The 23,480-nt window shown below is 58.5% G+C and carries 17 protein-coding genes, 6 pseudogenes and 1 other annotated feature; of the genes and pseudogenes, 7 read left to right on the top strand and 16 right to left on the bottom strand.

Annotated features, from left to right (window positions below; all coding sequences use genetic code 11):
- Positions 1-118 precede the first annotated feature (118 nt).
- Together HK436_RS29140 and HK436_RS34055 are read left to right on the top strand one after the other, a co-directional pair.
- Positions 119-1,312, top strand: coding sequence for a cytochrome P450 (locus tag HK436_RS29140; RefSeq protein WP_173195082.1), 1,194 nt, complete (start codon positions 119-121; stop codon positions 1,310-1,312).
- A 230-nt stretch (positions 1,313-1,542) separates the two neighbouring features.
- A pseudogene (locus tag HK436_RS34055) lies at positions 1,543-2,306 on the top strand (IclR family transcriptional regulator).
- A gap of 26 nt (positions 2,307-2,332) precedes the next feature.
- Here HK436_RS34055 and HK436_RS29125 read toward each other — a convergent pair.
- The 9 genes and pseudogenes from HK436_RS29125 to HK436_RS29085 form a co-directional block, all read right to left on the bottom strand.
- Positions 2,333-2,554 (bottom strand): annotated as a pseudogene (locus tag HK436_RS29125) (transposase); the annotation flags it as partial.
- Positions 2,524-2,700, bottom strand: a pseudogene (locus tag HK436_RS29120) (DDE-type integrase/transposase/recombinase); the annotation flags it as partial. The pseudogenes HK436_RS29120 and HK436_RS29125, both read right to left, overlap by 31 nt.
- 125 nt (positions 2,701-2,825) lie before the next feature.
- Positions 2,826-3,968, bottom strand: coding sequence for a M20 family metallo-hydrolase (locus HK436_RS29115; protein WP_280515902.1), 1,143 nt, complete (start codon positions 3,966-3,968; stop codon positions 2,826-2,828).
- A 197-nt stretch (positions 3,969-4,165) separates the two neighbouring features.
- On the bottom strand, positions 4,166-5,608 hold the full coding sequence (gene hydA / locus HK436_RS29110) for a dihydropyrimidinase (protein WP_173195078.1): 1,443 nt from the start codon (positions 5,606-5,608) through the stop codon (positions 4,166-4,168).
- Between the two features lie 36 nt (positions 5,609-5,644).
- A pseudogene (locus HK436_RS29105) lies at positions 5,645-6,402 on the bottom strand (SDR family NAD(P)-dependent oxidoreductase).
- A complete protein-coding gene (locus tag HK436_RS29100; RefSeq protein WP_173195077.1) occupies positions 6,395-7,330 on the bottom strand; it encodes an NAD-dependent epimerase/dehydratase family protein in 936 nt (311 codons plus the stop codon). Before HK436_RS29100 ends, HK436_RS29105 begins: the two are co-directional and overlap by 8 nt.
- The gene (locus tag HK436_RS29095) at positions 7,327-8,988 is read right to left on the bottom strand and encodes an ATP-binding cassette domain-containing protein (protein ID WP_173195076.1); all 1,662 of its coding nucleotides are present in this window, start codon (positions 8,986-8,988) and stop codon (positions 7,327-7,329) included. The genes HK436_RS29100 and HK436_RS29095 overlap by 4 nt, the downstream gene beginning before the upstream one ends.
- A complete protein-coding gene (locus HK436_RS29090; protein ID WP_173195075.1) occupies positions 8,985-9,833 on the bottom strand; it encodes an ABC transporter permease in 849 nt (282 codons plus the stop codon). Before HK436_RS29090 ends, HK436_RS29095 begins: the two co-directional genes overlap by 4 nt.
- A 7-nt stretch (positions 9,834-9,840) precedes the next feature.
- A complete protein-coding gene (locus tag HK436_RS29085) occupies positions 9,841-10,623 on the bottom strand; it encodes an ABC transporter permease (protein ID WP_244649542.1) in 783 nt (260 codons plus the stop codon).
- Between HK436_RS29085 and HK436_RS29080 the strand changes: the two genes are divergently transcribed.
- Positions 10,604-11,832, top strand: a protein-coding gene (locus tag HK436_RS29080) for an IS3 family transposase (RefSeq protein WP_173187516.1) whose coding sequence is annotated in 2 segments (ribosomal slippage) — positions 10,604-10,892 and positions 10,892-11,832 — 1,230 coding nt in all. Because the reading frame shifts where the segments join, the coding sequence is not laid out codon by codon here. The two genes, HK436_RS29085 and HK436_RS29080, sit on opposite strands and share 20 nt — an antisense overlap.
- Positions 10,885-11,001, top strand: a sequence feature (AL1L pseudoknot). (Overlaps the previous gene by 117 nt.)
- Positions 11,833-11,868: 36 nt before the next feature.
- Here HK436_RS29080 and HK436_RS29075 read toward each other — a convergent pair.
- Positions 11,869-12,204, bottom strand: a complete 336-nt coding sequence (locus tag HK436_RS29075; RefSeq protein ID WP_244649541.1) for an ABC transporter permease family protein — start codon at positions 12,202-12,204, stop codon at positions 11,869-11,871.
- A 58-nt stretch (positions 12,205-12,262) separates the two neighbouring features.
- Positions 12,263-13,921 (bottom strand): ABC transporter substrate-binding protein, encoded by a 1,659-nt coding sequence (locus HK436_RS29070; protein WP_244649540.1) that lies wholly within the window; start codon positions 13,919-13,921, stop codon positions 12,263-12,265.
- 354 nt (positions 13,922-14,275) lie between these two features.
- Here HK436_RS29070 and HK436_RS29065 point away from each other — a divergent pair, with 354 nt between their 5' ends.
- Positions 14,276-15,001 (top strand): GntR family transcriptional regulator, encoded by a 726-nt coding sequence (locus HK436_RS29065; RefSeq protein ID WP_173195074.1) that lies wholly within the window; start codon positions 14,276-14,278, stop codon positions 14,999-15,001.
- Between the two features lie 11 nt (positions 15,002-15,012).
- On the opposite strand, the gene HK436_RS29060 is transcribed toward HK436_RS29065, so the two are convergent.
- The 4 genes from HK436_RS29060 to HK436_RS29045 all read right to left on the bottom strand — a co-directional run bounded on the left by HK436_RS29060 (position 15,013) and on the right by HK436_RS29045 (position 20,035).
- Positions 15,013-15,972, bottom strand: a complete 960-nt coding sequence (locus HK436_RS29060) for an XdhC family protein (RefSeq protein WP_173195073.1) — start codon at positions 15,970-15,972, stop codon at positions 15,013-15,015.
- 251 nt (positions 15,973-16,223) lie between these two features.
- On the bottom strand, positions 16,224-16,706 hold the full coding sequence (locus HK436_RS29055) for a (2Fe-2S)-binding protein (RefSeq protein ID WP_173195072.1): 483 nt from the start codon (positions 16,704-16,706) through the stop codon (positions 16,224-16,226).
- Positions 16,707-17,573 carry an FAD binding domain-containing protein gene (locus HK436_RS29050; RefSeq protein WP_173195071.1) on the bottom strand — a complete coding sequence of 289 codons (867 nt, stop codon included), beginning with the start codon at positions 17,571-17,573 and terminating at the stop codon, positions 16,707-16,709.
- Positions 17,574-17,725: 152 nt separating this feature from the next.
- Positions 17,726-20,035 (bottom strand): xanthine dehydrogenase family protein molybdopterin-binding subunit, encoded by a 2,310-nt coding sequence (locus tag HK436_RS29045; RefSeq protein WP_173195070.1) that lies wholly within the window; start codon positions 20,033-20,035, stop codon positions 17,726-17,728.
- Positions 20,036-20,432: 397 nt separating this feature from the next.
- Here HK436_RS29045 and HK436_RS32105 point away from each other — a divergent pair, with 397 nt between their 5' ends.
- Entirely contained in the window at positions 20,433-21,140 is a 708-nt protein-coding gene (locus HK436_RS32105; protein WP_173195069.1) for a GntR family transcriptional regulator, read from the top strand.
- A gap of 349 nt (positions 21,141-21,489) precedes the next feature.
- A pseudogene (locus HK436_RS29035) lies at positions 21,490-22,113 on the top strand (IS110 family transposase); the annotation flags it as partial.
- 4 nt (positions 22,114-22,117) lie between these two features.
- Here the strand turns inward: HK436_RS29035 and HK436_RS32100 are convergent.
- Positions 22,118-22,279, bottom strand: a pseudogene (locus tag HK436_RS32100) (tyrosine-type recombinase/integrase); the annotation flags it as partial.
- 73 nt (positions 22,280-22,352) lie between these two features.
- Between HK436_RS32100 and HK436_RS29030 the strand changes: the two are divergent.
- The gene (locus tag HK436_RS29030; RefSeq protein WP_173195068.1) at positions 22,353-23,432 is read left to right on the top strand and encodes an IS5 family transposase; all 1,080 of its coding nucleotides are present in this window, start codon (positions 22,353-22,355) and stop codon (positions 23,430-23,432) included.
- Positions 23,433-23,480 lie beyond the last annotated feature (48 nt).

The raw sequence follows: 23,480 nt of genomic DNA, 5'->3' as shown, positions 1-23,480 counted from the left end.
TGAAAACCGGCACATCACCTGCACTCGGCTCCGAGGAGTTTTCAAGTCCTACCCTCGCGATCCGATACTCTTCCCCTGTCGCGCGAACGCGCAGCATCCACCCGAAGGAGACGAAGTCGTGACATCCTTGACCAACCCTCCCTTACTGAACCAGGACCCGTATTCGGAAGCAAACTTGTTGGACCCTTATGGCTGGCAGCAGGAAATGCGTGACTTGGCGCCTGTGGTTCGGCTGGAGAAATATGATGCCTATGCCATCGGGCGATATGATGAGATTCGTACTGTGCTTCGTGATCCCGTCACATTCGACAACACGGCCGGCATCGGTCTTGCCAATCTCAAAAAGCCGGGTTCTTGGGGGCGCAAACCAAGCGCATTCAGCGAAGTAGCCGATCAGGAACACGCCCGGAATCGTGGAGTGATGACGCGCATCATATCCCCGGTCGTGATACGGAAGTGGAGAAGCGACTTTGAAAGACAGGGTAAGGAAACAATCGAAGAGCTTGCTGGCAGGCGAGAGATTGATGGAGTACGAGACATAGCCGAAGCATTTATTTTGAAGGCGTTACCTGGTGCTGTGGGGCTGAAGATCACCCGAGAACAGATGAACATTTCTGCCGATCTCAATTTTAACCAGCTAGGTCCCAACAACGATCTACTCGCGGCCGCGCTCAAGCGCGCTGAGCCCCACATGGAATGGTATAACAAGCAATTGACGCGCGAGGGCCTCGTTCCCGACGGAGTCGGCGCAAAAATCTACGAGGCGGCTGATCAAGGCCTCATTCCCGAGGAAGTGGCACCCGAGATGATACGCGCATTTTTGCGCGCGGGAATGGATTCAACAATCAGCAGCATTTCGGCAGCCCTGCATTATATGGCACTGGATCCCAAGCAGTGGGAGGCCATGCGGGCAAACCCGGAGAAGGCAAGAGCTGCATTTGAGGAGGCGACCCGCCTAGAAACTCCGGTTTCGATTTCTTATCGTACGACAAGCCGCGATGTTGATATGTCGGGCTACGCGGTTCCTGCTGGCAGCAAGGTGGCTGTATGGTTTGGATCAGCGAATCGTGACCCTCGTAGATGGGACAACCCCGACATATTCGATATCGAGCGCGATACGATGGGTCATATGGGATTTGGTGATGGTCCCCATGTATGCCTAGGGCAGAATATCGCAAGGATGGAGGCAGATGTCATTCTCACAATGCTGGCAAACCGCTTTAAGAAAATTGAGCTCATCGGGAAGCCTGAATACAAGATTGTCAATGCGTTCCATGGTCTCAAAAGCCTCCCCTTAAGATTCGTCGACTAGTTAAACAAATCCGGGCGAATGACCCGTACACAAGAACCATGGCTGGAGGGTCAGCAGCGTTGCCAGAAATATTGACGTGACTTTCAAGCAATTGTCTTAAGTGCGCTCCGAGTTGAAGGACTTTTAGCTTTCCTAATCGCGGCCGTTTCGGTGTCCATCTATGGTAGAAACGACGATAACGTAATGGTGAGCCGCTTCTTGGCTCTCAGCGACCTCATAGGGAGGGGCGATTGAAATCCGCGCTATTTGTTCAGTCTCTAGAGAAGGCCTTCAAAGTCCTGGAGGCATTCGGAAGCGGCGATCAGTATCTATCCTTGGGTGAAATCGCGACTCTTTCGAATCTCGACAAGGCTGCAGCGCAACGTTGTGTCCATACTCTGGTGGAAACGGGATACTTGGAAAAGGACCCTCGAACGGCTCGCCTCATGCTAGGTAAGAGGTGTCTGGACCTTACGTACAATCTCTTGCGCACCAATCCTTTGGTGATTGCTGCTACCCCCGTCCTGATGCAGTTGGGTCGAGATATTGGTGAACGAGTGAACCTGAGCTTGTTCGACGGCACATCTTTGATCTACGCGGTGCGTACGCCAAGTGGAGACGACAGCTACTTCGTATCAGCGCTAATCGGTCGCCGCATTCCCGCCTTTTGTTCGGCGGGGGGCGGGCGACGCTTTCACGGCTTTCCATGGAAGAGGTGAATGATATTCTTGCCCAGTCCAAACTCATTAGGCATACTCGTGAGACCGTCATCGAGCCGGATAAGATTCTGGAAAAGGTAGCGGAGGCGCGGGAGCGGAGCTTTGGAACTTGCGTTGGGGAGTTGATGGTCGGCGAGGTATCGGTCGGCGGCGCGATTGTAGACTCATCTGGCCGACCTGTCGCAGCCGTCCACATAGCAGGTAGTCTCCGCAAGTGGGAGGCGAATATCTTCGAAGATCGCTTTGGCCCAGAAGCAGCAAGAGTAGCTGAGCTCTTGAGTAATCACCGTTCCTAAATACTTGGTGGGGTTCCTCCCAAGGACCTCGGGCCATAGACCCCAGGAGCATCGACCCAACGCCCGCCGCTCTTGATGACATGAATGATGCCGCTGATCACCCGCCGATCATCAACACGGGGCTTGCCTCGTGTGTCGGTTGGAAGGTGCGGCTTCAGCTTCACGAACTGGTCGTCCGTCAGCCAGAAATAGTAAAGCCGTTTATGGGTCCGGACCGTAGGACCCCGCTCTTCGGCTTTCGACGCCACACCGCCATCAGCAGTGCCTGCAACATGACATCGGTCGTCTGTCGGCTCTGCAATGACCAGCCGATGACGCGGCGCGAGAACAGGTCGATCACCAAGGCGAGATAGGCAAAGCCCTCCTGGGTTCGGATATAGGTGATGTCTGTCACCCCATTGCAGTGGACCACCGTTCTGCGGTGTGCGAGATGCGAAACCTGCCGACTAGCCTGCAGAGACGGCTACTCGAAATTGGCGCACCCTATCGGTTACCACGAACGGAGCGGGACGAATCAAGCTATCGGGACTTGGCCAGTGCGAGAACTGCCCGAGCCAGCAACTCGCATCCCATAGCGACATGATCGGGCTCGGACCACTCTGCCGGATTATGACTTATTCCATCACGAGACTGCACGAATATCATCGCCGAAGGGGTATGCAACGCGATGCTGCTGGCATCGTGCATCGCGCCGCTCGGCAATGTCATAGTTGGAATCTTCAGATCGTTGACAGCCGCATCCAAGGCTGCAACCACCTCGGCATTGAAGCGCACGGGTTGAACATCCATAGTACGTCGTATCGATGCACCACAGCGAGTGTTTGACGCGACCAGGGATACTGCTTCCTCAGCCGCGGCTTCGAAGGCATCCAATACTGCACCATCCTGATGTCGAAGGTCTACGCCAAGAAGTGTCCTCCCGGGAACAGTGTTTTGCGAGTTGGGCACGACCTCAACCCTCCCCACGGTGAGTCTCACATCCGGGCTAAGTCGCAATGCGATCTCTCGTAAACTGATGGCCAGTTCGGCAGCAGCCATGAAGCTGTCACTGCGGGTCTGCATCGCAGTCGTTCCGGCATGCGCGTCAAAGCCATGGATTTCTATTTCGAACCAGCGCACCCCTTGGATGCCAGAGACGACACCGACCGGAACGCCAGCTGCCTCGAGGATCGTACCCTGCTCGATGTGCAGTTCGAGATACCCTAGCAGGTCTGGCGCGGTGTCCGTTCCAGAATAGCCGATTCGGGTGAGCTCTCCGAAATAGTCTGCTCCATCGAGTCCCGAAATGCTCGAATCGCCCACCCTCAGTGCGCCGATGAAGCCTTTGGAGCCCGTCAACCCTGGCTTGAAACGTACACCCTCTTCATTCGTCCAGTTTGCCAATGCGACGGAATGCTCGGTCTCGATTCCGTGATCGTTCAACGAGCGGATGACCTCGAGACCGGCGAGAACCCCCAGCACGCCGTCAAAGCGACCGCCGTGTGGCTGCGTATCGAGATGACTTCCCATGAGCACCACGGGCAAATCCGGCTTTCGTCCGGCGCGGATCGCATACATGTTGCCGAAGGGGTCGACGCGCATCTCGCATCCGCTTCGCGAGCCCAACTGGCGAACAGGTCGCGCGCTTGGCGGTCCTCGTCGCTGAGCGACAGGCGGCAGCATCCGTCACCCTCGATAGCGCCTATCCTGGCGATTTCCATCAAGCTGTCCCAAAGCCGCGGACCTCGGGTGAGGAATCGGTCGGAGCCGATGGAAAGCTGATTCATTATTTCTTTCACCTCGATGCACATTGCGTCGCCGCTTCTGTCAGGAGTTTTTCGCCGGAAAGCCGGGCATCCGTGGTGCCCGGCTTTCGCGCATTAAGCGTAGGCGGGCTGGCTGTCTCTGGCAGGCTTGGCGAACGGAGAAAGTCCCCGCTTGAGAAATGCTCCGTTGCCGGGTTCGCCGAGAATCTTGCCCTCCTCCATGACCTTCCTGCCGCGCAGGATCGTCATGACCGGCCAACCGGTGACCGCCATCCCCTCGTAGGGTGTGTAATCGGCGCCGTGGTGCATCAATTCCTGTCGGATAGTTTCCTTCCGGTTCGGATCCCACAGCACGATATCGGCATCAAAGCCCGGTGCGATCGATCCCTTCCGGGGGTAGAGACCGTACATCTTCGCGTGGTTCGTCGACGTGAGCGCGACGAACTGATTGAGGGAGATCCGCTCCTTCACGACGCCTTCTGAGAACAGGACCTGCATACGAATCGCGACGCCGGGGATGCCGTTTGGAACCCATTTGAAAGACGTGCGCGCCTTGGGGTTCAGTTTGCCCTGGGTTCCTTCGTAGTAGAACGGACAATGGTCGGAGGAAAACGTCTGGAAGACCCCCGTCGTTATACCCTCCCAGATCGCGTCCCAACTCGCATGATCGCGCGGCGGCGGAGAGCAGACATACTTGCCTCCGATTTCGTCCATGTTGAGGCCTTTCAGATCATCCGCGGTCAAGGCGATGTACTGCGGGCAGGTCTCTCCATATACCTTGAGCCCCTTCTGCTGGGCCCAGCGCAATTGCTCCATCGCCTCCCGCCCCGAAACATGCACGATCATGATCGGCACATCGGTGAGTTCGGCATGGCTGATCGCGCGATGCGCTGCCTCGCGCTCCACCGATTCCGGCCTCGACACCGCATGGTAGTACGGTGCCTTCTTCCCGGCCTGCTCAAGTTTTTCTGTCATGAAGCGGATGGCGTCGTAACCTTCGCAGTGCACCATGACGAGGGCGCCGCAACCGCGGGCACAGTCGAACACATCGAGAATCTGGCGGTCGTTGAGGACCAGATCATCGTAGGTCATGAAGACCTTGAAAGACGAGTATCCGTCGTCGACAAGCGACGGCAACTCCTGTCCGAGGACGGTCGAGGTCGGATCGGAGATGATGAGGTGAAAGCCGTAATCGCAATAGCTCTTGCCATCTGCTTCCTTGTGATAGTCGACGACGCTCGAGCGTAGCGATGCACCGCGCGGCTGGAGCGCGAACGGCAGCACCGTGGTGTTGCCGCCGGCGATTGCGGACCGCGTTCCGCTTTCGAAATCGTCGGCCATCGCCGGGCCGCCAAAAGCTGGTTGCGCCAGATGCACATGGCTGTCGATTCCGCCCGGCATCACGAGCAACCCACCTGCATCGACATTGGTCTGACCAGGAGCCAGGTCAGTTCCGAGCGCAACAATGAGGCCATCACGGACGCCTACGTCGGCTCGAACCGTATCGGAGGCCGTGACGACTGTGCCCCCACGGATTACAAGATCAAATTCTGGCATATGAGACTTCCTCTACCTAGTCAGTATTCTTGTTCTCTAAAGCATCACATCGCCGCCATTGGGCGAGAGTGTTTGTCCGCAGTAGAATGCACCCGCCTCCGATGCGAGGAGCAAGGCGGTGGGTGCAATCTCATCCACTCGGCCGAAGCGGCCGACCGGAAGCTGCGCTTGCTTCATTGCCCGCCAGTCGTCGCTCAACCCCATGAGAAGGTCGGTTTCCACCGGACCGGGAGCTATTGCGTTGACCATGACGTTGTGGGGGCTCCCTCATAGGAGAGCGCGCGCGTGAAACCGACAATCCCGGCCTTTGCAGCGCAGTAGTGTGCGAGGCCGGGCGCCCCCTTGTAGGCAAGCTGGGACGCGATGTTTATGACCCGTCCCCATTGACGTTTCATCATGTCCGGAAAGAATGCGCGGGTGACGAGGAACGTCCCGCGTAGGTGAACGCCCAGCATCCGATCCCAATCCGCGACCGAAATGTCTTCGAAACGCTTGTCGCCTCCGATGCCGGCGCAGTTGACGACGATATCGACCTGGCCGAGACGGCGCTGTACTTCGTCAGTGGCTTGCGCCACCGCCGCTTCGTCAGCGACGTCGCAATTCAGGCAGGCGAGATCGTGCCCCTCTCTTGCCAGCCGCACCCTGAGGCTGTCAGCATTGGCGTCGTCATTGTAGTGGAGGACCATCAGCTTAGCGCCGTTGCGCGTGAACAGTTCAGCAATCGCCGCGCCGATGCCACGACTGCCGCCGGTCACCAGCGCGCAGCGGCCATTGAGGTTGAAGATATCAGACATGCTGGCCCCCGCTCGTGCTTGAGCGCTTCTTCAGCCACTCCGCATAATCTGCAACACCTTCCGCGAAGGAGAATTTCGGGAGATAGCCAAGATCACGTCGTGCTGCAGATATGTCGAATTGACTCTGGCGGTCATCGACCGGATCGTCTCCGTCGGCGACAGAGATATCCGCCTCTGGCAGCACCGCCCGCACGACGTCAGCGATTTGCGAGAACGTCAGGCAACTGCCTCCGGTAACTGTATAGGTGTCGCGTGGAAGGTTGGGCCGATCGAGCGCTTCGACCAGCGCCCTTGCGGCATCGTCGATATAGATGAACTGCCTGTTGAAGTCTTTTCCGAATGGAATTCGTGTCGGCCGACCGGCAAGTGCGTCGGCTATCATGTCGCGCACGATGCAATCGGTCGTTCGGCGCGGCCCAAAAACCCAGGAAAGCCGCAGGCTGACGCCATCCAGGCCGTACTGCCTCCTATAGGCAGCCACCAGCTGCTCGCCCGTCGCCTTGCTGGCGCCGTACAACGAGCTCGGGCGGAGTGGCACGTCTTCGGGAACCAGGTCGGCGCTCGTCGTCCCGTAGGCGCTGGTCGAGGAACAGAACACGAAGCGAGCTGCGCTGTGGATGCGTGCAAGTTCGAGGACGTTCGCCGTGCCGACGATGTTAACGGCAATCATCAAGGGAGGATTGTCGCGCGCAACCATTGGACCGGAGAGAGCGCCGCAATGGACAATACCGGAGAGATGTTTTCCCTTGACGACTTCGTGCAGCCGGTGAACGTCAGTCAGGTCGCACTGGACGATGCTGCGTCCTTCCTCCGTGGTCGGGACGCGGTCGATCGCAAGGACCTGGCGGCCGGTTGTCTCCAGAAGGACACGCACGGCATTCCCGAGCAGGCCGGCAGCGCCGGTGACGAGGACGACGCCCGTTGTCATCGCGCGGCTCCCAGAGCGTTCTGGCGGTCCGTCGCGCGGATTTTCTGCGCCGCGCTCTGCTCGATTGGCAGTTCGGCAGCCAACAGCTTTTGCGTGTACTCCTGAGCGGGACTGGCGAAGATGGCTTCCGTCTCGCCCATTTCGACAATCTTCCCCAGCCGCATAACCGCGACATAGTGGGCGAGAGACCGGACCGAGTTCAGGTCGTGTGTAATGAACAACGCCGAGAGGCCGATCTCTCGCTGCAGATCGCGGACCAGGTCGATGATCTGCGCGCGCACGCGAATATCGAGAGCAGTCGTAGGTTCATCGAAAACGACGAATTCCGGCTTCGTGGCAAGTGCCCGGGCGATTCCGACGCGCTTTTGCTCTCCTGCCGTCAGCTCGTGAGGGTAGGCATGCGCCAATTTGGAGGGCAGCCGCACAAGATCGAGCAATTCCCTGACCCGGCTGGCGCGGTCGGTATTGCTCATGCCGATTTCGAGCCGCAGCGGTTCCGAAAGGAGGTCCGCGACCATCCAGCGCGGATTGAGCGCGACATAGGGCTCCTGGAAAACCATCTGCATCCGCCGGCGAAGAGGTCGGAACTCTTTCTCCGTCAAAGGCACAGTATCCTCGCCGTCGAAGAGGATCCTTCCCTGGTCCGTGCCCAGTAGCTTGACCAGGCACTGCCCGACTGTCGTCTTGCCAGAGCCGCTTTCTCCCACCAGCGCGAGGGTCTCATGCCTGTTCAACGAGAAGGAGACGTCGTCCACCGCCTTGACGACTTCGCCGCCGCTCAGAGGAAAGTACTTGAACAGGTTCTCGACACGCAGAATGGCGTCACCATTGTCCGCGCCTCTCCCTTTCTCGGCCTGCGTCGTCATCGGTGTGGGACGCACCTTGGCCGCATCGAGCAGTACGGCGCTATATTGCGCTTCGGGTTTGGCTATAAAGTCGCCGACCGGCTTCAGCTCGACGATCCTGCCCTCTTTCATGATGGCGATGCGATCGCAATAGTGGGCGACAATCCCGAGGTCGTGGGTGATGATGACGGCTCCAAGCCCCAGATCACGGCACCGGTTGACGAAGAGGTCGAGGACCTGAACTTGGATCGTGGCGTCAAGTCCCAACGTCGCGTCATCTGCCAGGACGATATCGGGCTGGGTCACGAGCGCCATGGCGATCACGATCCGTTGCGCCATGCCGCCGGAAAGCTCATGCGGATAGGCCTCCATCCGGCGTTTCGGGTTGACGATGCCTACCTGCTCGAAGAGCTTTCTCGTCTCCTCTCGCGCTTCGCGGCGCGAGCAGGATCGATGCGCCTGAAGTACGCGGGCAACCTGCGAACCGACAGTTTGGACCGGATCGAGTAGCGCCTTCGCATTGGTTCCTATCAGCGAAACCGTCCCGCCGCGGAACTTGCGGGCGTCCTCCTCCGATAATGAGAAAACCGATCGGCCACTAACCTTCACGTCGCCACCGACGATGCGCGCACCTGAGGGCAGAAGGTTCATCAGCGCTCGCGCCAGCACAGATTTCCCTGCACCTGTCTCGCCGACGATGCCAAGGACTTCATTGCGGTCCAGGGAGAAGCTGACGCCGTGGAGAACGTGGGTGTCTCCAAACGCCACGGTGAGCCCCTGAACATCCAGCAGCCGTGTGTCGGCAGCGATCATGTCCTGCTCCTGTTCGTCGGGTCGAACATCTCCTTGGCGGCATCGCCCAGGAGAGCAAAGGAAAGGACGGAGACGACGATCGCGAGACCGGGGAACAGTGAAACCCACCAGATTCCGAGGATCATTTGCTGGGCTCCACTCGACACCATCAGTCCCCATTCCGGAGTGGGCATCCGGACGCCGGCTCCGATAAAGGAGAGCCCGGCGGTGAGCAGGATCGCCATGCCGATACTGATGGATATCTGGACGATGGCCGGCGTCAGTGCGTTGGGCAAAATGTGCCCGAACATGATCGAGCCGTCAGTGGCGCCGCTGCATCTGGCAGCGCTGATGAAGGGACGCTGGCGCAGCGATAGCACTTCGGCACGTATAAGGCGGGCGAACATCGGAATGAACAGAACCGCAAGCACGATCGCAACGTTCCAGATCTCCTGCCCCATCACCGAAACCAGCGCCATACCCAGAACGAAAACCGGAAAGGACTGGATGAAGTCGAACACGCGCATCGCCAGCGAGCTGGCCATATTGTGGTAGTAGCCGATGAGGAGTCCGATCGGCACGCCGATGACAAAGGCTACCGCGACCGCCGATATACTGATTAGAAGGTTGATGCGCGTTGCATAGATAATCCTGGAATAGATATCCATGCCCGAAACGTCGGTCCCAAGCCAGTGCTCCGCGGAAGGGGGCTGCAGAGAGGCGAGCGGATTTGCTTCAACCGGCGAATGAGTGGCCAGCACCGGAGCGAACACGATAGCCACGATCTGCAGAAAAAGGAGTATCAACCCGATGAGCGCGGCCGGTCGCCTCAGGATAGCAGACCAAATTGATTGAAACTGCGGCATAGTGTTCTCAGACCTTGATACGGGGGTCGACCAGTTCGTAAAGAACGTCGACTATGAGATAGACGATCAATATGAAGGCGGCCGCGACCAGGACAAATCCCTGCAGCGCGGGATAGTCGCTATTGATAACGGCCTGCACGGCGTACTGCCCCAGTCCACCCCATGAAAAGATCGTCTCCACAAGAACGGCAGCGCCGAGCAGGAAACTGAAGAGGAAGCCCACCGTGGTGATCACCGGGGGCAGGCTGTTTCTCAAAGCGCTTTTGACAATAGCTCTTTCCGGAAGGCCGCTGGCGCGCTGGTGGCGGATGAAATCGCTGCGATAGATGTCGGAAAACGTCGCCTTCGTCATCTTCATCAACATGCCTGCATTGACGATTGTAAGCGTCAGCACCGGCAGAATCAGTCGGCCAACCGAAGAGCGGAAGGCCGCCATGTCGCCCGCCAACAAACTGTCGACGGTATAAAAGCCGGTGATCATCGGCGGCGCCGACAACATGGCGTCGATACGGCCGAACGGAGCGGCGGCGATGCCTGCCATGTAGAAGAGAAAGAAAATGAGCAGGAGCCCTACCCAGAAGTCGGGAATCGCGCCGGCGGCGAGACCATAGATTCGACTGACGTGGTCGACAATTCCCCCTTCCACACCACGGAAAAGACGGCGACCGTCACTCCCAGCCCGATCGTCATGATCATTGCATATGAAATCAGTTCCAGTGAACCGCTCCGGGTTTGCCGGAGGCTCCAACTCCTGAGAAGGTGGAGCCATCATGAGCAAGACGACGAACAAGTTTTCCCCGGAAGTGCGCCAGCGAGCCGTGCGGCTGGTGCTGGATCACGAACATGAACATCCCTCCCGGTGGGCTGCGGTCATGTCGATCGCGTCCAAGATCGGCTGCACGGGCCAGACGCTGAACGAGTGGGTGAAGAAGTCCGAGGTAGACGCCGGCAAGCGCGCCGGTGTGCCGACGGACATGGCGGCAAAGCTGAAGGCGCTAGAGAGGGAGAACCGGGAGCTTCGGCAGGCCAACGAGATCCTGCGCAAGGCTTCCGCTTATTTTGCCCAGGCGGAGCTCGACCGCCCGTTCAAACGATGATCGGGTTCATAGACGATCACCGCGGGGTCCATGGGGTCGAGCCGATCTGCAAGGTTCTGCCGATCGCCCCGTCGACCTACCACGACCACGTCGCCAAGCGCGTCGATCCGGAGAAGCTGTCGGCGCGGGCGAAGCGGGACGGTGTCCTGAGGCCTGAGATCGAGCGCGTCTTCGCCGAGAACTTCGAGGTCTATGGCGCGCGCAAGGTCTGGCGGCAGATGCTGCGTGAAGGCTTCGCCGTCGCGCGCTGCACGGTCGAGCGGCTGATGGCCGACCTCGGCCTTCAGGGCGTCATCCGCGGCAAGCCGATCCGCACCACGGTGCAGGACAAGGCCGCCCCGTGCCCGCTCGACCATGTGAACCGGGTCTTCCATGCCCCCGCGCCGAACAGGCTGTGGCTGTCGGACTTCACCTACGTCAGCACCTGGTCCGGCTTCGTTTACGTGGCCTTCGTCATCGATGCCTATGCCCGCCGCATCGTCGGCTGGCGGGTGAGCAGGACCGCCCATGCGGGCTTTGTCCTCGATGCTCTCGAACAGGCCCTGCACGAACGGCGGCCCATCCACCGCGGCGGCCTGGTGCACCATTCCGACAGGGGGTCTCAATATGTCAGCATCCGCTACACCGAGCGACTGGCCGAAGCCGGCATCGAACCCTCCGTCGGCAGTGTGGGCGATTCCTACGACAATGCTCTCGCCGAGACGATCAACGGCCTCTACAAGGCCGAGGTCATTCATCGGCGCGGGCCATGGCGTAGCTTCGAGGCCGTAGAGTTCGCCACGCTGACCTGGGTCGACTGGTTCAACAATCGCCGGCTGCTGGAGCCCATCGGCAACATCCCGCCGGCGGAAGCCGAGGAACGCTACTACGCCATGCTGGAAGAACCAGCCATGGCCGCGTGACTCAAAAGAAACGGCCTCCGGCAAACCCGGGGCGGTTCACAGTGTAGCAGGAGCCCGCTCCAGCAGATCGGAAACAACGGGTTTAGATGTGAAGAGCGACATGCCGAGATCGCCCTGCACTACGTTTCCCATATAAAAGATGAACTGCTCCCATATGGTCCGATCAAGTCCAAGACGCTCGCGAAGTGCCGCGATCGATTCAGGTGTTGCGGTGTTCCCGAGCATCAACAGGGCCGGATCGCCCGGAAGAAGCCGCACCAGCAGGAAGGTGACGAGCATGACACCGAGCATCTGCGGCACGACCATCGGGAGACGGAGAGCAATAATTCTCAACGGACGAGGAAACCTGGCCCAGGCGTCTTGGAAGTTCATGAGTATGCACCTTGAGATGGACGCCGGGAGCGGGAGGCACCCCGGCGTCGTGCCTGGTCTATTCCTTGTAGAAGTCGTACCAGGCGTTGCCGTTCGGCGTGTACCAGGAATAGCCTTTCACATTATCCCGGGTCGCGAGCTGGTAGCCCGGATTGAACAGGAATACCCAAGGTGCGGCCTCCATCGCGATCTGCTGAACCCGTTTCATGTCTTCCAGACGCTTATTCTCGTCGGTGCCCGTCAAACCCTGATTGATAAGCTGATCCACTTCCTCGCTCTTGAGACGGGAATAGTTGATCAGCGACCCGCTGTTGAGCCAGAGGTTCGCCACGTAGGCAGCATCAGGGACGATCGCCATATCGCGGAAGAAGTACATCGGAATGGTGCCGTTGGTGTATCTCTCGACGAGGGTGGACGCCGGAAGCTTGGAAAGCGTCACGTCGACTCCGGCCCTTGCGAACGCTGTCCGCAGGATGACGGCGATCTCCTCTTCGATCTGGTCGCCCGTGCGATAGCCAAGTTCCGTGCTGAAGCCGTCCGGATATCCCGCTTCGGCGAGCAGTTCCTTGGCTTTCTCCACATCGGTTGTGTAGCTGAAGAACTCCTCCGTGAAGCCCGGATAGATCTCCGAAATCGGGCTCATCGTGGGCCGCGCCGTGTCGAAGTAGACTGCTTTCAGGATATCATCCCGCGGCACGAGGTAGTTGAGCGCCTGACGAACTTTCGGATTGGTGAAGGGTTCGGTCGTGTTGTTCATTTCGACGCGATGGATGTAGTTGCCGAATACCTTCCAGACCTTCACCCCAGGGACCCGTTCGAGCAGCGACAGTTCTCGCGGCAGCAAATACTCCGCCACATCGACCGAACCTGCCTGAAGTGCGGCAACCCGATTGGCGGAAGTCGGTATCTCGCGGAAAATCACCCGCTTGATCTTCGCAGGCCCACGATAGTAGTCCTCGTTGGCCTGGTAGATGACCTCCTGCCCGGGACTGTATCTGGTTACGTAATATGGACCGAACGACGCCGAATTCGACGCCAGCCAACGGCCGGCCCACGGGTCGTCGGCAGTCACATGCTTTTTCAGCTCTGCGGCATCAACGATACCGAGATCGCTGTTCACCCAGATCCGGTCCAGAAGTGGTGAAGGATTGGGAATTGTGACCTTGACCGTATAGTCGTCGATTTTGCTGAAGGCCTCCTCAAAAGAGGTGATCTTCAGGATCTGCGTCATGTACCAGTGGAAGTTGGAGCGCATGTTCCAACCGCGCTCAAATGACCACATCACCGTGTCCGCATCGAGCTCGTTGCCTGCGGAACTCTTTACCCCTTTCCGCAGGCGGAACGTAATTGACTTGCGATCATCGGCAAGCTCCCAGCTCTCGGCGAGCCGACCCTCGATCGTGCCGAAGTCTTCGTACTTTATGCCGCCTTCCTCTTTCGAGCCGTAGTCGAGAAGTCGTTCGTAAACATTGCGACGAACTTCGTGGACGGCTTCGGTCGGAGGATACTCCTGATCGAGCGATTCCGGTGTCCGGGGGCCAGCGACAATCAACGTGGCGCTTGCATCCTGAGCCATGGCCGGCTCGATCGCCATGAGCGATCCGGCAAATATCGAGCTCGCAAGGGCAATCATTGCCGATCTGCGCGAAAGTCCGCCCGCTACTTTTGAAACTGAGTTCTCGGCCAGGCAGGAGTGGTTCAGTGCGTCTTTTTTCATGTCTGTTCCCCTTCGTTGACGCGCCGCAACACCAGCGGCGCCTGGTTTGCCTCACCATTAAGCGACTTGTCCAAACCAAGAACGGAGTCGCATTCGACTTGCGGACGGATCCTCATGCTGCAGTGTGCGATTGTTATTGTGTCATTCGTTGTGCACAATGATAGAGTGATATCCCGTTGGCTGGATTGTCAATAGGCAACGGCATAAGTTTTCGGTGTACTTATCGACCAGACACCGTAGGTCATGTCGCCTATGAGGAATCGATCGGGCGCCTTGATTCGCTAATGTGTTTTTCGCTGTGAATCGCTCTCCGACCTGATTCGCCGGGGGCAGAATTTTTCAGGGAGCAGAATTTTGGGGCAGACCCTTCCACGGTTCGAGAAAGCACACGGCAAATCCGAAGCGGAAATACGAAGGAGAATCCTGCAGGCGATTTTCGAGTTGAGGTTGCCTCCCGGCGTGCGCCTGACCGAGGAGCAGCTGGCCGAGACATTTGACGTCAGTCGCACGGTTGTCCGGCAAGCCATAGCGCGGCTTGCCCAGGACGGGGTGCTCGTCAAATTGCCGAACGTCGGCACCACGGTCGCGGCTCCGTCGCGCAAGGAGACCCGCGACATCCTGGCAGTCCGCAAGATGGTTGAACCGGACATCGTGCGAATGCTCGCGGCCATCCGTGACGGTGAGGGACTGGATCGATTGCGTGCTCATCTCGCAAAGGAGCAGGTCGCCCGAAGTCGCGGTGACCGGGGGACTCTGGTCAGACTGACAGGCGAGTTTCACCTGCTTCTCGCCGAAATCTCCGGGAATCAGGTCCTGACACGCCTGATGACAGGACTGCAAACTCTTACATGTCTTGCCATCCTGCTCTATGCCGACCAGGACGACGCCTGCCCTCCCGATGAACATAGCAGGATCATGAATGCGATCGCTGATGGCGATGAAGAAACAGCGGCTGCAGAGATGCTCGATCATCTGCTGCATGTCGAGCGCGATCTTCAGCTCGATCATCGCGACGAGAGGTCTTCAATCAACGATACGATCGCATGGCTGCGTGGCGATGCAGAGGCTCAGGAAAAGTAGACCGGACGCAGCTATGCGTTAGCCATGTCGTGCGCGAAGGATCCTTCGTCCGAACTGGCTGTCAGTGTAGTAGTGCTGACGGATAAGTCAGCGCGTATTATCTCTGACAGAATCGATATCGCAATATCGTGTGCACTTTTTGCGCTTGAGAACAGTCCTGCCGGACCGTGTATACGTGCAATCTGGCGTGGCTCAATTCCGAGTTCCACCAATTGCAGAATTCTCGATTGGTGTGTCTTTCTGCTTCCCATCGCTCCGATGTAAAAGGCATTTGTTTGTAACGCTGCAGGTATGATTTCTTGTTCCCGGTCGTGGTCATGGAACATACAGACTATCGCGGTTCTTTCATCGGCCGGAAGCCGAATCTGTTTCGCGTTATCGATTGGAAACGTCCTGATGCCTGCCAGTTCGGGGGCTTCTCGTGTCGAATCGTCGGGGGAGTAGAGTAATGTGTCGAAATCAGCCTGAGCTCCCAGGAGTGCAAGGCGAACCGCCGAGGGACCGACGCCGGCGACGATCAGACGCCGGCGCGGTTCATAGCGACGCAGAAAAGTATCGCTAGAGCGGATCGTCATCAGGGCAACCTTGCGGGAGTTGATATCGTCGACGATCGATGCCAGTGCCCGTTGATCGATCAGAACGTCGAAGTAAAGTTCTATCGCACTGCCACAGGGAAGCTGAATGTCGATGTATTTCGAGCCACGCCCGTAGCGCACTTGCCTATTGGCGCCGGCTGCAATCGCTGCAACAGCTTCAGCCACAACAGCTCGTTCGATGCACCCTCCTGACAGGTAGCCGGTCCACACGCCGCTCTCGGCAACAGCCATTTGTGCGCCCAGTGGTCTGGGCGATGAGCCCTCGATCTTCACCAGCGTTACGAGAGCAACGCGCTCGCCCGCCTGGAGACGCTCCAATGCGAATTCAACAACGTAGTCGTCGAATCTGCGCCAGAGCTGCCTTGGCGTGTTCATAGGCATCCGCGCCTTATCTAGTTTGCGGATTTCGGCCGAGTTTGCCACCGCGAGATGTGTGAAGAATGTGAACTGGTTGGATGGCGCTTACCCATGGATAAGCGGCTCACCCCTGATTGACCGACCGTGCGCTTACGCAACGAACAATCTAACCAGTTCATCCAGAGGAAACTTGACGAAGCCCGAAGCCGTCGGACGATACCGCCCGACTGCAAACTGCTCTGTTCTTTGTGAGCTCCACGGCGCCGGGGTTAACCGTTGATCACCTTGGCCGCTTCCAGAACGGATTTCACCATCTTCGGATAGGAGCCACAACGGCACAGATTGCCCGAGAACCCGTCGCGAACTTCCTGATCTGTCGGGTTGGGGTTCTTATCGAGCAATCCCTTCGCGGCAATGATCGCGCCAGGCGTGCAATAGCCACATTGCATCCCATGGTACTTCATGAACGCTTCCTGCAGCGGATGGAGTTTACCTCCTTTGGCGAGGCCTTCGATCGTGACGATCTCCTTGCCGACGGCAGCACCTGCCAGCATCATGCATGACGTAACCGGCTCACCGTCGAGCAGAATTGCGCATGCTCCGCATTCGCCTTCCTCGCAGCCGGATTTTACACCCTTCAGGCCGACATTTTCCCGAAGCACCTCGAGCAACTTTGCATGAGGCTCAGCAAGAACTTCATAGGTCAGGCCATTGACATTTAGCGATACTACGATCTTGTTGGACTTTTTCATTTAATTCTCCTTCCCAGCCCTGCGAAGCGCCGAGCGTATTCCTCGCTGGGCATACACACCAATGATGTGTTTCTTGTAGTCGATTGATCCGCGGAAGTAGTCGACGGGATTTGCGGCTGCCTTGCAGATCTTGGCTGCCTCGTCGATAAGCGCGTCGTCAATTTTCTTGCCGATCAGGAGCTGCTCGGCCTCCTCCACGCGAAACGGCGTCGGACCTGCCGTCCCCAAAGCAATTCGGGCCTTCTGGCACGTGCCGTCGGCGGCCAGGTCCACCACCGCCGCCAGATTGATGACGGCCATGTCAACCCGCGACCAGGCGAGCTTCAGGAATGCTCCTCCTGAGCGATCGGAAAAGTCACCGAGTTCGAATTCCGTTATCAGCTCGCCGTTTTGCAGCACCGTCTTCTTGAAACCGACAAAGAATTCGCTCAACGGCACACGACGTTCTCCGCGACTGCTTTTCAGCACCGCGACCGCGTCCAAAGCCAGCAGGCAGGGCGGAAAATCAAGAACCGGATGAGCATTGGCCACGTTACCGCCGATAGTGGCCAGCTTCATGATCAGGTTGTGCCCATGGAGATCCGCGGCTTCTTTCAGGATATAGTACGCGTTTGTCAGCTCCGGAGCGTTGCGGATGTCGCCCACTGTCGAGAGCGCGCCGATTCTGAGTCGATCGCCCGAGACGATCTGGGACAGTGCAATATCCTTGATGTCGATCGCGACGCTTGCACCAGCCGCGCCCTCCAGGAAAAGGTTCGTGCCACCGGCGAGGATGACGCCAGCCGCACCGTGTCGATCGAGTGCGGCCAGCGCTTCATCGACAGTCGTTGGTTTTACATAGTCTGATACTTCAAATCTGTTGTTCATTATGGTCCTGCCGAGCATTTGCGTGCGGGGCGCGGCTGTCTTTCGCCGCAAATTGTACCGGTGAACGCCGCTGCCTCCTGGCTTGTCGCCCTGAAGAGCTCATTGCTTTCAGAACCACAAACCGGGGGCGCAGCAGCGAAGCACGATGGCCGTCAAATCTTGCCGAGAGCTTTGAGTACGCGCTCAGGCGTGAACGGAGTCTCCGTCATCCACACGCCTGTGGCGTTGTAGATCGCCAAGGCAATGGCGCCGGGCGGTACGCAGATCGGCGCCTCGCCCAAACCTTTCGCGCCGAACGGACCGACCGGATCGTCCTGCTCGATGAAGTGGATCTTCGGGTCGGGCAGGTCGCCGCACCGGAAGATCTTGTAGTGCGCGAAGTTCGGATTGAGAATTCGGCCCATATCGTCGTGGACGAGCTCTTCGATCAGTGTAAATCCAACGCCCTGGTAGTAGCCGCCGTTCAGCTGATTCTCGCAGACTTCGGGATTGATCAGGCGACCGCTATCCTGGACCTGCAGATAGTCGAGAAGCCGTATCTCGCCCGTGTCGGTATCGACTTCCAGCTCAACGAAATGCGCCGCGACATGCTTGGGAATCTGATCGTCCGGCACATTCGTGACCGTGCTGCCGACGATGCATGGCTGCTTCGCAAGCTCCCAGAAATCGGGGATCTTGTCTTCCAGGACACGGGTGATCGGGATGCGCTTGTTGTGGTGGGTCTTGCTGAAAATGACGCCGTCCTTGATATCCAGATTGTCGGCGGATTCGTCGAGCTTCGATTCCGCTAGCTTCAGGATCTTGCGCTTGGCGTCTCTGGCTGCTTCCCGCGTAGCGGTGCCCGAGAGATAGGTGGAAGTGCTGGCCGTCGAGCCCTGTCCCCACGGCGTTACGTTGGTGTCGTTGCAGTCGATGGATATCATGTCGTAGGGGATGCCGAGTTCTTCCGCAGCAATCTGGCACTGTGTCGAATCGTTGCCGTTGCCCTGGCGCCCCAGGCTAACCATCAGGTTGGCGGAGCCATCGGCATTGACTTTCACGATCGCGCCACAGTCTCCGGTATAGCGAATACCGCAGACATGCATAGCTGTGGCCATGCCGACTCCGCGTTTGACCGGCCCGCTTGACTTGTTTGTGGAAGACCATCCACCCCAGCGCCGCTTCCAGCCAAACTCTTCGACGCCCTTGGTCAGGCATTCGTCCATGGCGCAACTGGAGATGACGACCTTCTCCGGATATGGAAGGTGCGACCCGAACAGTTCATGGTGGATGTCCTGGCCGCGACACGGATCGCCAGCCTTGGCTGCATTGATACGGCGCAATTCGACAGGATCCATGTCGATCTTTTCGGCAGCCTTGTGAATGAGAACCTCAAGGGCGAAGTTCATCGTGAGGTCGCCAACGCCGCGCATGCATCCCGCAGTGACGAGATTGGTAGAGACCCCGTACATTTCGAAATAGCCGTGGTTGACGCGCGGCCAAAGCTCAGAGAGGCTCTGAAAGATATCGTTCTTGTCGCCGTATGCGCCGTTGTCGAAGATATCGTTGACCTCCATGGACACCATCGTGCCGTCCTTCATGACGCCGAGACGGCCCGTGGTGTATTCGATATGACGCCGTTTGATGCCGGCAAAAACCTCGTCCTGACGAAGAACAATCTTGACCGGACGATGCGCTTTCTTGGCAAGGTAAACGGTCATCATCTCGAGATTGTTGAACCACCACTTTCCCAGCGAGGGGCCGGTCGGTAGCGCAACGATTCGCACACTGCTCTTCGGAAGCTTGACCAAGTTGGCCACTGCGTCCTTGAGTTCGCTCGGCGCCGTGCAGCCAGACCACAAGGTCAACTTGGTGTCGTTGTCGGCCCAACTTGCGATCGGCGAATTGCGGCTGAAGGTTGCCTGATCCTGGGCGTTGTTGAGCGTCGCGCCCTCGACCACGACATCAGCTTCGCGAAAACCTTGCTCGACATCGCCCCATTTCACGAGAACGACATCCTTCGAGTTGTTCCCCGATGTCTTGACCTGGGGTGCGCCGGGCTTCATAGCCTCCCTGGCGTCCAGAACGTGAGGAAGTATGTCGTACTCGACCTTTATGAGTTCGAGCGCCCTGTCAGCGGTGCGGATATCGATGGCAGCTACGGCAGCGACTTCATCGCCGACGAAACGGACCTTGTCGTCCATCACGCAGCCGCGATAATTCGTCCACAGACCGATCCATTCCTCGGCAGGAACATCCTTGTGCGTGATCACCGCAATGACACCGGGGAGCGCCTCAGCTTTGGATACGTCGATACGGCGAATTTGGGCATGGGCGTGCGGGCTTCTCAGGATTCTGCCGTAGAGCATACCCGGCACTGTAAAGTCGTAAGGGAATTCATGCACCCCAGTGACCTTTTCGTGGGCGTCCTTAAGCGGCAGCCGCTTGTTGACCGTCTGGAGATCTCTTTCATGAAGTCCCATTGTATTTCCTCCGTTTGAAGCGACCGCGATGATCGCATTTACACCCCGTCGGGCCGACCTCCCTCTGCGGGAAGGCCTGGAATCCCACCAACGTCGCTGAATGGCTCAGGCGCATTTGATCTCGATAGGCCCGGTGGCCCAAAGCCTCCTCCAGCCTGAGCATTGCATGTGGCGTTGTGTACAATATAGTGTGATACGGTTTGACCGATCCGTCAATGGGTGGCATGCTACTTTTGTCTTCAGGAGCCAATTGGTCCCGAATCGGCATCCGGGCTTACGCCGTAGCTCGAATGCTAATCTGTGAAATAGTAGCCAAAAAACGGAGGCTCTATTCCAGCTCCCGGGCTGAAGGCGCGACTATGGGGCCGTATTGGCCCAGGAAATAGGAGTGTAAATCGTGGGAATTATCCTTCCACGCTTCGAAAAGCTACATGGCAAGACTGAAGCAGAGATATGCAGGCGCATTATTCATGCAATTTTTGAGCAAAGAATTCCTCCTGGCGAAAGATTGACTGAGGAAAGGCTTGCCGAGACGTTCAATGTAAGTCGGACTATCGTACGGCAAGCCATGGCCCGGCTCTCTCAGGATGGCATCCTGGTGAAGATGCCAAACGTAGGCTCAACTGTTGCCTCTCCAACCAGGAAGGAAACACGGGACATCCTCGCGGTACGTCGTATGGTGGAACCGGAGATCGTTCGAACGCTGGCGGTATCGGTGAGCGAGGCAGGTTTGGCTGAACTGCACGAGCATCTGGAGGCCGAAACAGCTGCTAGGAAGAATGACGCAAGAGGAACCTTTGTCCGGTTAGCTGGTGAGTTTCATCTGAGGCTTGCCGAGCTAACGGGCAATCACGTTCTCGTTCAATTGATGACCCGATTGCAGACACTTACCTGTCTGGCCATCCTGCTTCATGCCAAAGGGGAGCAGGCTTGTCCCCCTGGAGAACACGGCCAAATAACCGACGCCATAGCCAGACAAGACGGTGAAACGGCGGCCCGCGAAATGCTCCACCATCTAAAGCACGTCGAAATGGATCTCAGGCTGGATGGAGAGGAAAGGACGTCGAGCTTTTCGGAGACGATGGCTTGGTTACGAGGCGTTTAGGCACCGCCTCCTCGTGAGTTGGCAGCCGAGTTGCACATGGGCATCCTACAGGAGTGCCTAGTTCTATAAAATCATTGCGGAGCTAAATTGAGGGATCGACCGGTGCCGCAGGTTGCTGGCACCGGTCATGTGCCTCCCGTTTGCTCGTACATTCTCAAGATGAGATTCAGGTCGAAACTCCGATACTGCTCGTATCGTACGGTTAGAGAAGGCAGTCGCAATACTCTAAGGGCGATTCCGGACGTAAGACCGTATGTCCGCCTCTGTTGCTGAGGTGGCTCGCCCTACACTGCGCGTCCGAGAGTTGCTCGGGCGGGCCGAGCCGATCCTCATCACAGGAGGACGAGCCGTGGCAGATTATAGGGAAGCATTTGTCGGAATCGATGTGGCGAAGTTGAGGAACGCCATCGCGATTGCGGATGCCGGCCGGGAGGGAGAGGTTCGCTTCTTCGGGGAGGTCGACGCATCGGATACGAGCATGCGCCGCGTTATCCAGCGGATCGCCGCCAAGTTCGATGGGGTCCATTTCTGCTACGAGGCAGGACCAACCGGCTATGGCCTCTATCGGTTGATCCGCTCGCTCGGCTACGAATGCACCGTGATCGCGCCGTCGCTGATTCCCAGGAAACCTGGGGATCGGGTGAAGACGAACCGCCGAGATGCAGTGTCGTTGGCCAGACTGCTTCGCGCCGGCGAGTTGACGGCGGTATGGGTTCCCGATGAAGGCCATGAAGCCATGCGAGATCTCGTTCGCGCTCGAGCGGCCGCGGTCGAGACGCTGCGGGTCCATCGCCAGCAGGTGAGCGCCTTCATGCTCAAGCACGGCCGTGTCTTTCCGCGCAAGAAGGGTTGGACGATGCGCTATCTGCGCTGGCTGCAGGAGCAGCGGTTTGACCACCCGACGCATCAGATCGCGCTCCAGGAGATGGTAGAGGCGGTCCGCATTTCAAAAGAGCGGATCGAGCGGCTTGAGCGCGTGAGCGAACCTCCCACCGCTCATCCAATCGTCGTGCGGCATGGGTCATCAGTTCCGGCGCGGCGGATAGGTACCAGTAGGTGTCGCGAACATTGACGTGGCCGAGAAAGGTCGAGAGGACCGGCAGTTCGCGCTCGACGTCTTCGCCCGCACGATACCAGTTGGACACCTCGAAGAACCTCCCCATCCCAGCCGTTTCGTGATTCACTCCTGCGGTGATTTGCGGGAGGAGACCGATGCGGGCACAGGCTGGGTTCTGGGACATCGACGAGCGCTACGTGCGGCTGAGCGAAGCCGGCGATCCGCTCGAGAAGCTGAATGCGTTGGTGCCGTGGGAGGTTTTCCGAAAGCCGCTTTCCAAGGCGCTGAAGCGGTCCGACGGCGCGAAGGGTGGCCGGCCGCCCTACGACCCGGTGATGATGTTCAGGATCATGGTTCTGCAGGCGCTCTACGGCCTGTCGGACGACCAGGCCGAGTTCCAGATCCAGGACCGTCTGTCGTTCATGCGCTTCCTCGGGCTGGGGCTCGGCGATCGCGTGCCGGACGCCAAGACGATCTGGCTGTTCCGCGAACACCTCACGCAGGCGAATGCCGTAGAGAACCTGTTTGCGCGGTTCGACAAGCACCTCACCAGGGCGGGCTATCTGGCGATGGGCGGCCAGATCGTCGACGCCACCATCGTGGCGGCGCCGAAGCAGCGCAACACCGACGCGGAGAAGGCCGATATCAAGGCGGGCAAGGTTCCGGACGCATGGAAGGACAAACCCGCGAAGCTTCGCCAGAAGGATCGAGACGCCCGCTGGACGGTGAAGTTCTCGAAGGCCAAGGCGGCCGAGGACGGAAAGGCCCAGCAGCGCGACATCGCCATTCCCGCCTTCGGCTACAAGAACCACGCCTCGATCGATCGCCGGCACGGCTTCATCCGCTGTTGGAACGTTACCGCTGCCTCAGCCTATGACGGGGCGCAACTCCGCAATGTGCTCAACCGCGGCAACACCGGCTCTACGGTCTGGGCCGACACGGCCTACCGCTCGAAGACGAACGAGGCGTGGCTGGACAAGAACGGCTACGTCTCCGACATCCACCACAAGAAGCCGAAGGGCCGGGCGATGAGCGAGGCGACGTCGCGCGCCAACGGCCGGCGCTCGAAAATCCGCGCCTTCGTCGAGCACGTCTTCGCGCAGCAGAAATCCAGAATGGGCCTGTTCGTGCGCACGATCGGAATAGCGCGGGCCAGGACCAAGATTGGCATGGCCAACCTTGCCTACAACTTCACCCGCTTCGTCTGGCACCAAGGACGAACTGCGCCCGCATGACGGTGGAGACGGCCAAGACCGCCGCCGCGACGCTGAAATCGACAAACT

The organism is Neoaquamicrobium sediminum (assembly GCF_013240295.1).
Classification (GTDB): domain Bacteria; phylum Pseudomonadota; class Alphaproteobacteria; order Rhizobiales; family Rhizobiaceae; genus Aerobium; species Aerobium sediminum.
The sequence above is the reverse complement of the archived record's forward strand: the minus strand, read 5'-3'. Positions and strand labels throughout refer to the sequence as shown.

Coding starts and splice junctions, on each gene's coding strand:
- HK436_RS29115 (WP_280515902.1), bottom strand. CDS start 3,968: ATGCTGCCGCCTGTCGCTCAGCGACGAGGACCGCCAAGCGCGCGACCT.
- hydA (WP_173195078.1), bottom strand. CDS start 5,608: ATGCCAGAATTTGATCTTGTAATCCGTGGGGGCACAGTCGTCACGGCC.
- HK436_RS29100 (WP_173195077.1), bottom strand. CDS start 7,330: ATGACAACGGGCGTCGTCCTCGTCACCGGCGCTGCCGGCCTGCTCGGG.
- HK436_RS29095 (WP_173195076.1), bottom strand. CDS start 8,988: ATGATCGCTGCCGACACACGGCTGCTGGATGTTCAGGGGCTCACCGTG.
- HK436_RS29090 (WP_173195075.1), bottom strand. CDS start 9,833: ATGCCGCAGTTTCAATCAATTTGGTCTGCTATCCTGAGGCGACCGGCC.
- HK436_RS29075 (WP_244649541.1), bottom strand. CDS start 12,204: ATGAACTTCCAAGACGCCTGGGCCAGGTTTCCTCGTCCGTTGAGAATT.
- HK436_RS29070 (WP_244649540.1), bottom strand. CDS start 13,921: ATGAAAAAAGACGCACTGAACCACTCCTGCCTGGCCGAGAACTCAGTT.
- HK436_RS29060 (WP_173195073.1), bottom strand. CDS start 15,972: ATGAACACGCCAAGGCAGCTCTGGCGCAGATTCGACGACTACGTTGTT.
- HK436_RS29055 (WP_173195072.1), bottom strand. CDS start 16,706: ATGAAAAAGTCCAACAAGATCGTAGTATCGCTAAATGTCAATGGCCTG.
- HK436_RS29050 (WP_173195071.1), bottom strand. CDS start 17,573: ATGAACAACAGATTTGAAGTATCAGACTATGTAAAACCAACGACTGTC.
- HK436_RS29045 (WP_173195070.1), bottom strand. CDS start 20,035: ATGGGACTTCATGAAAGAGATCTCCAGACGGTCAACAAGCGGCTGCCG.
- HK436_RS29030 (WP_173195068.1), top strand. CDS start 22,353: ATGCGGGCACAGGCTGGGTTCTGGGACATCGACGAGCGCTACGTGCGG.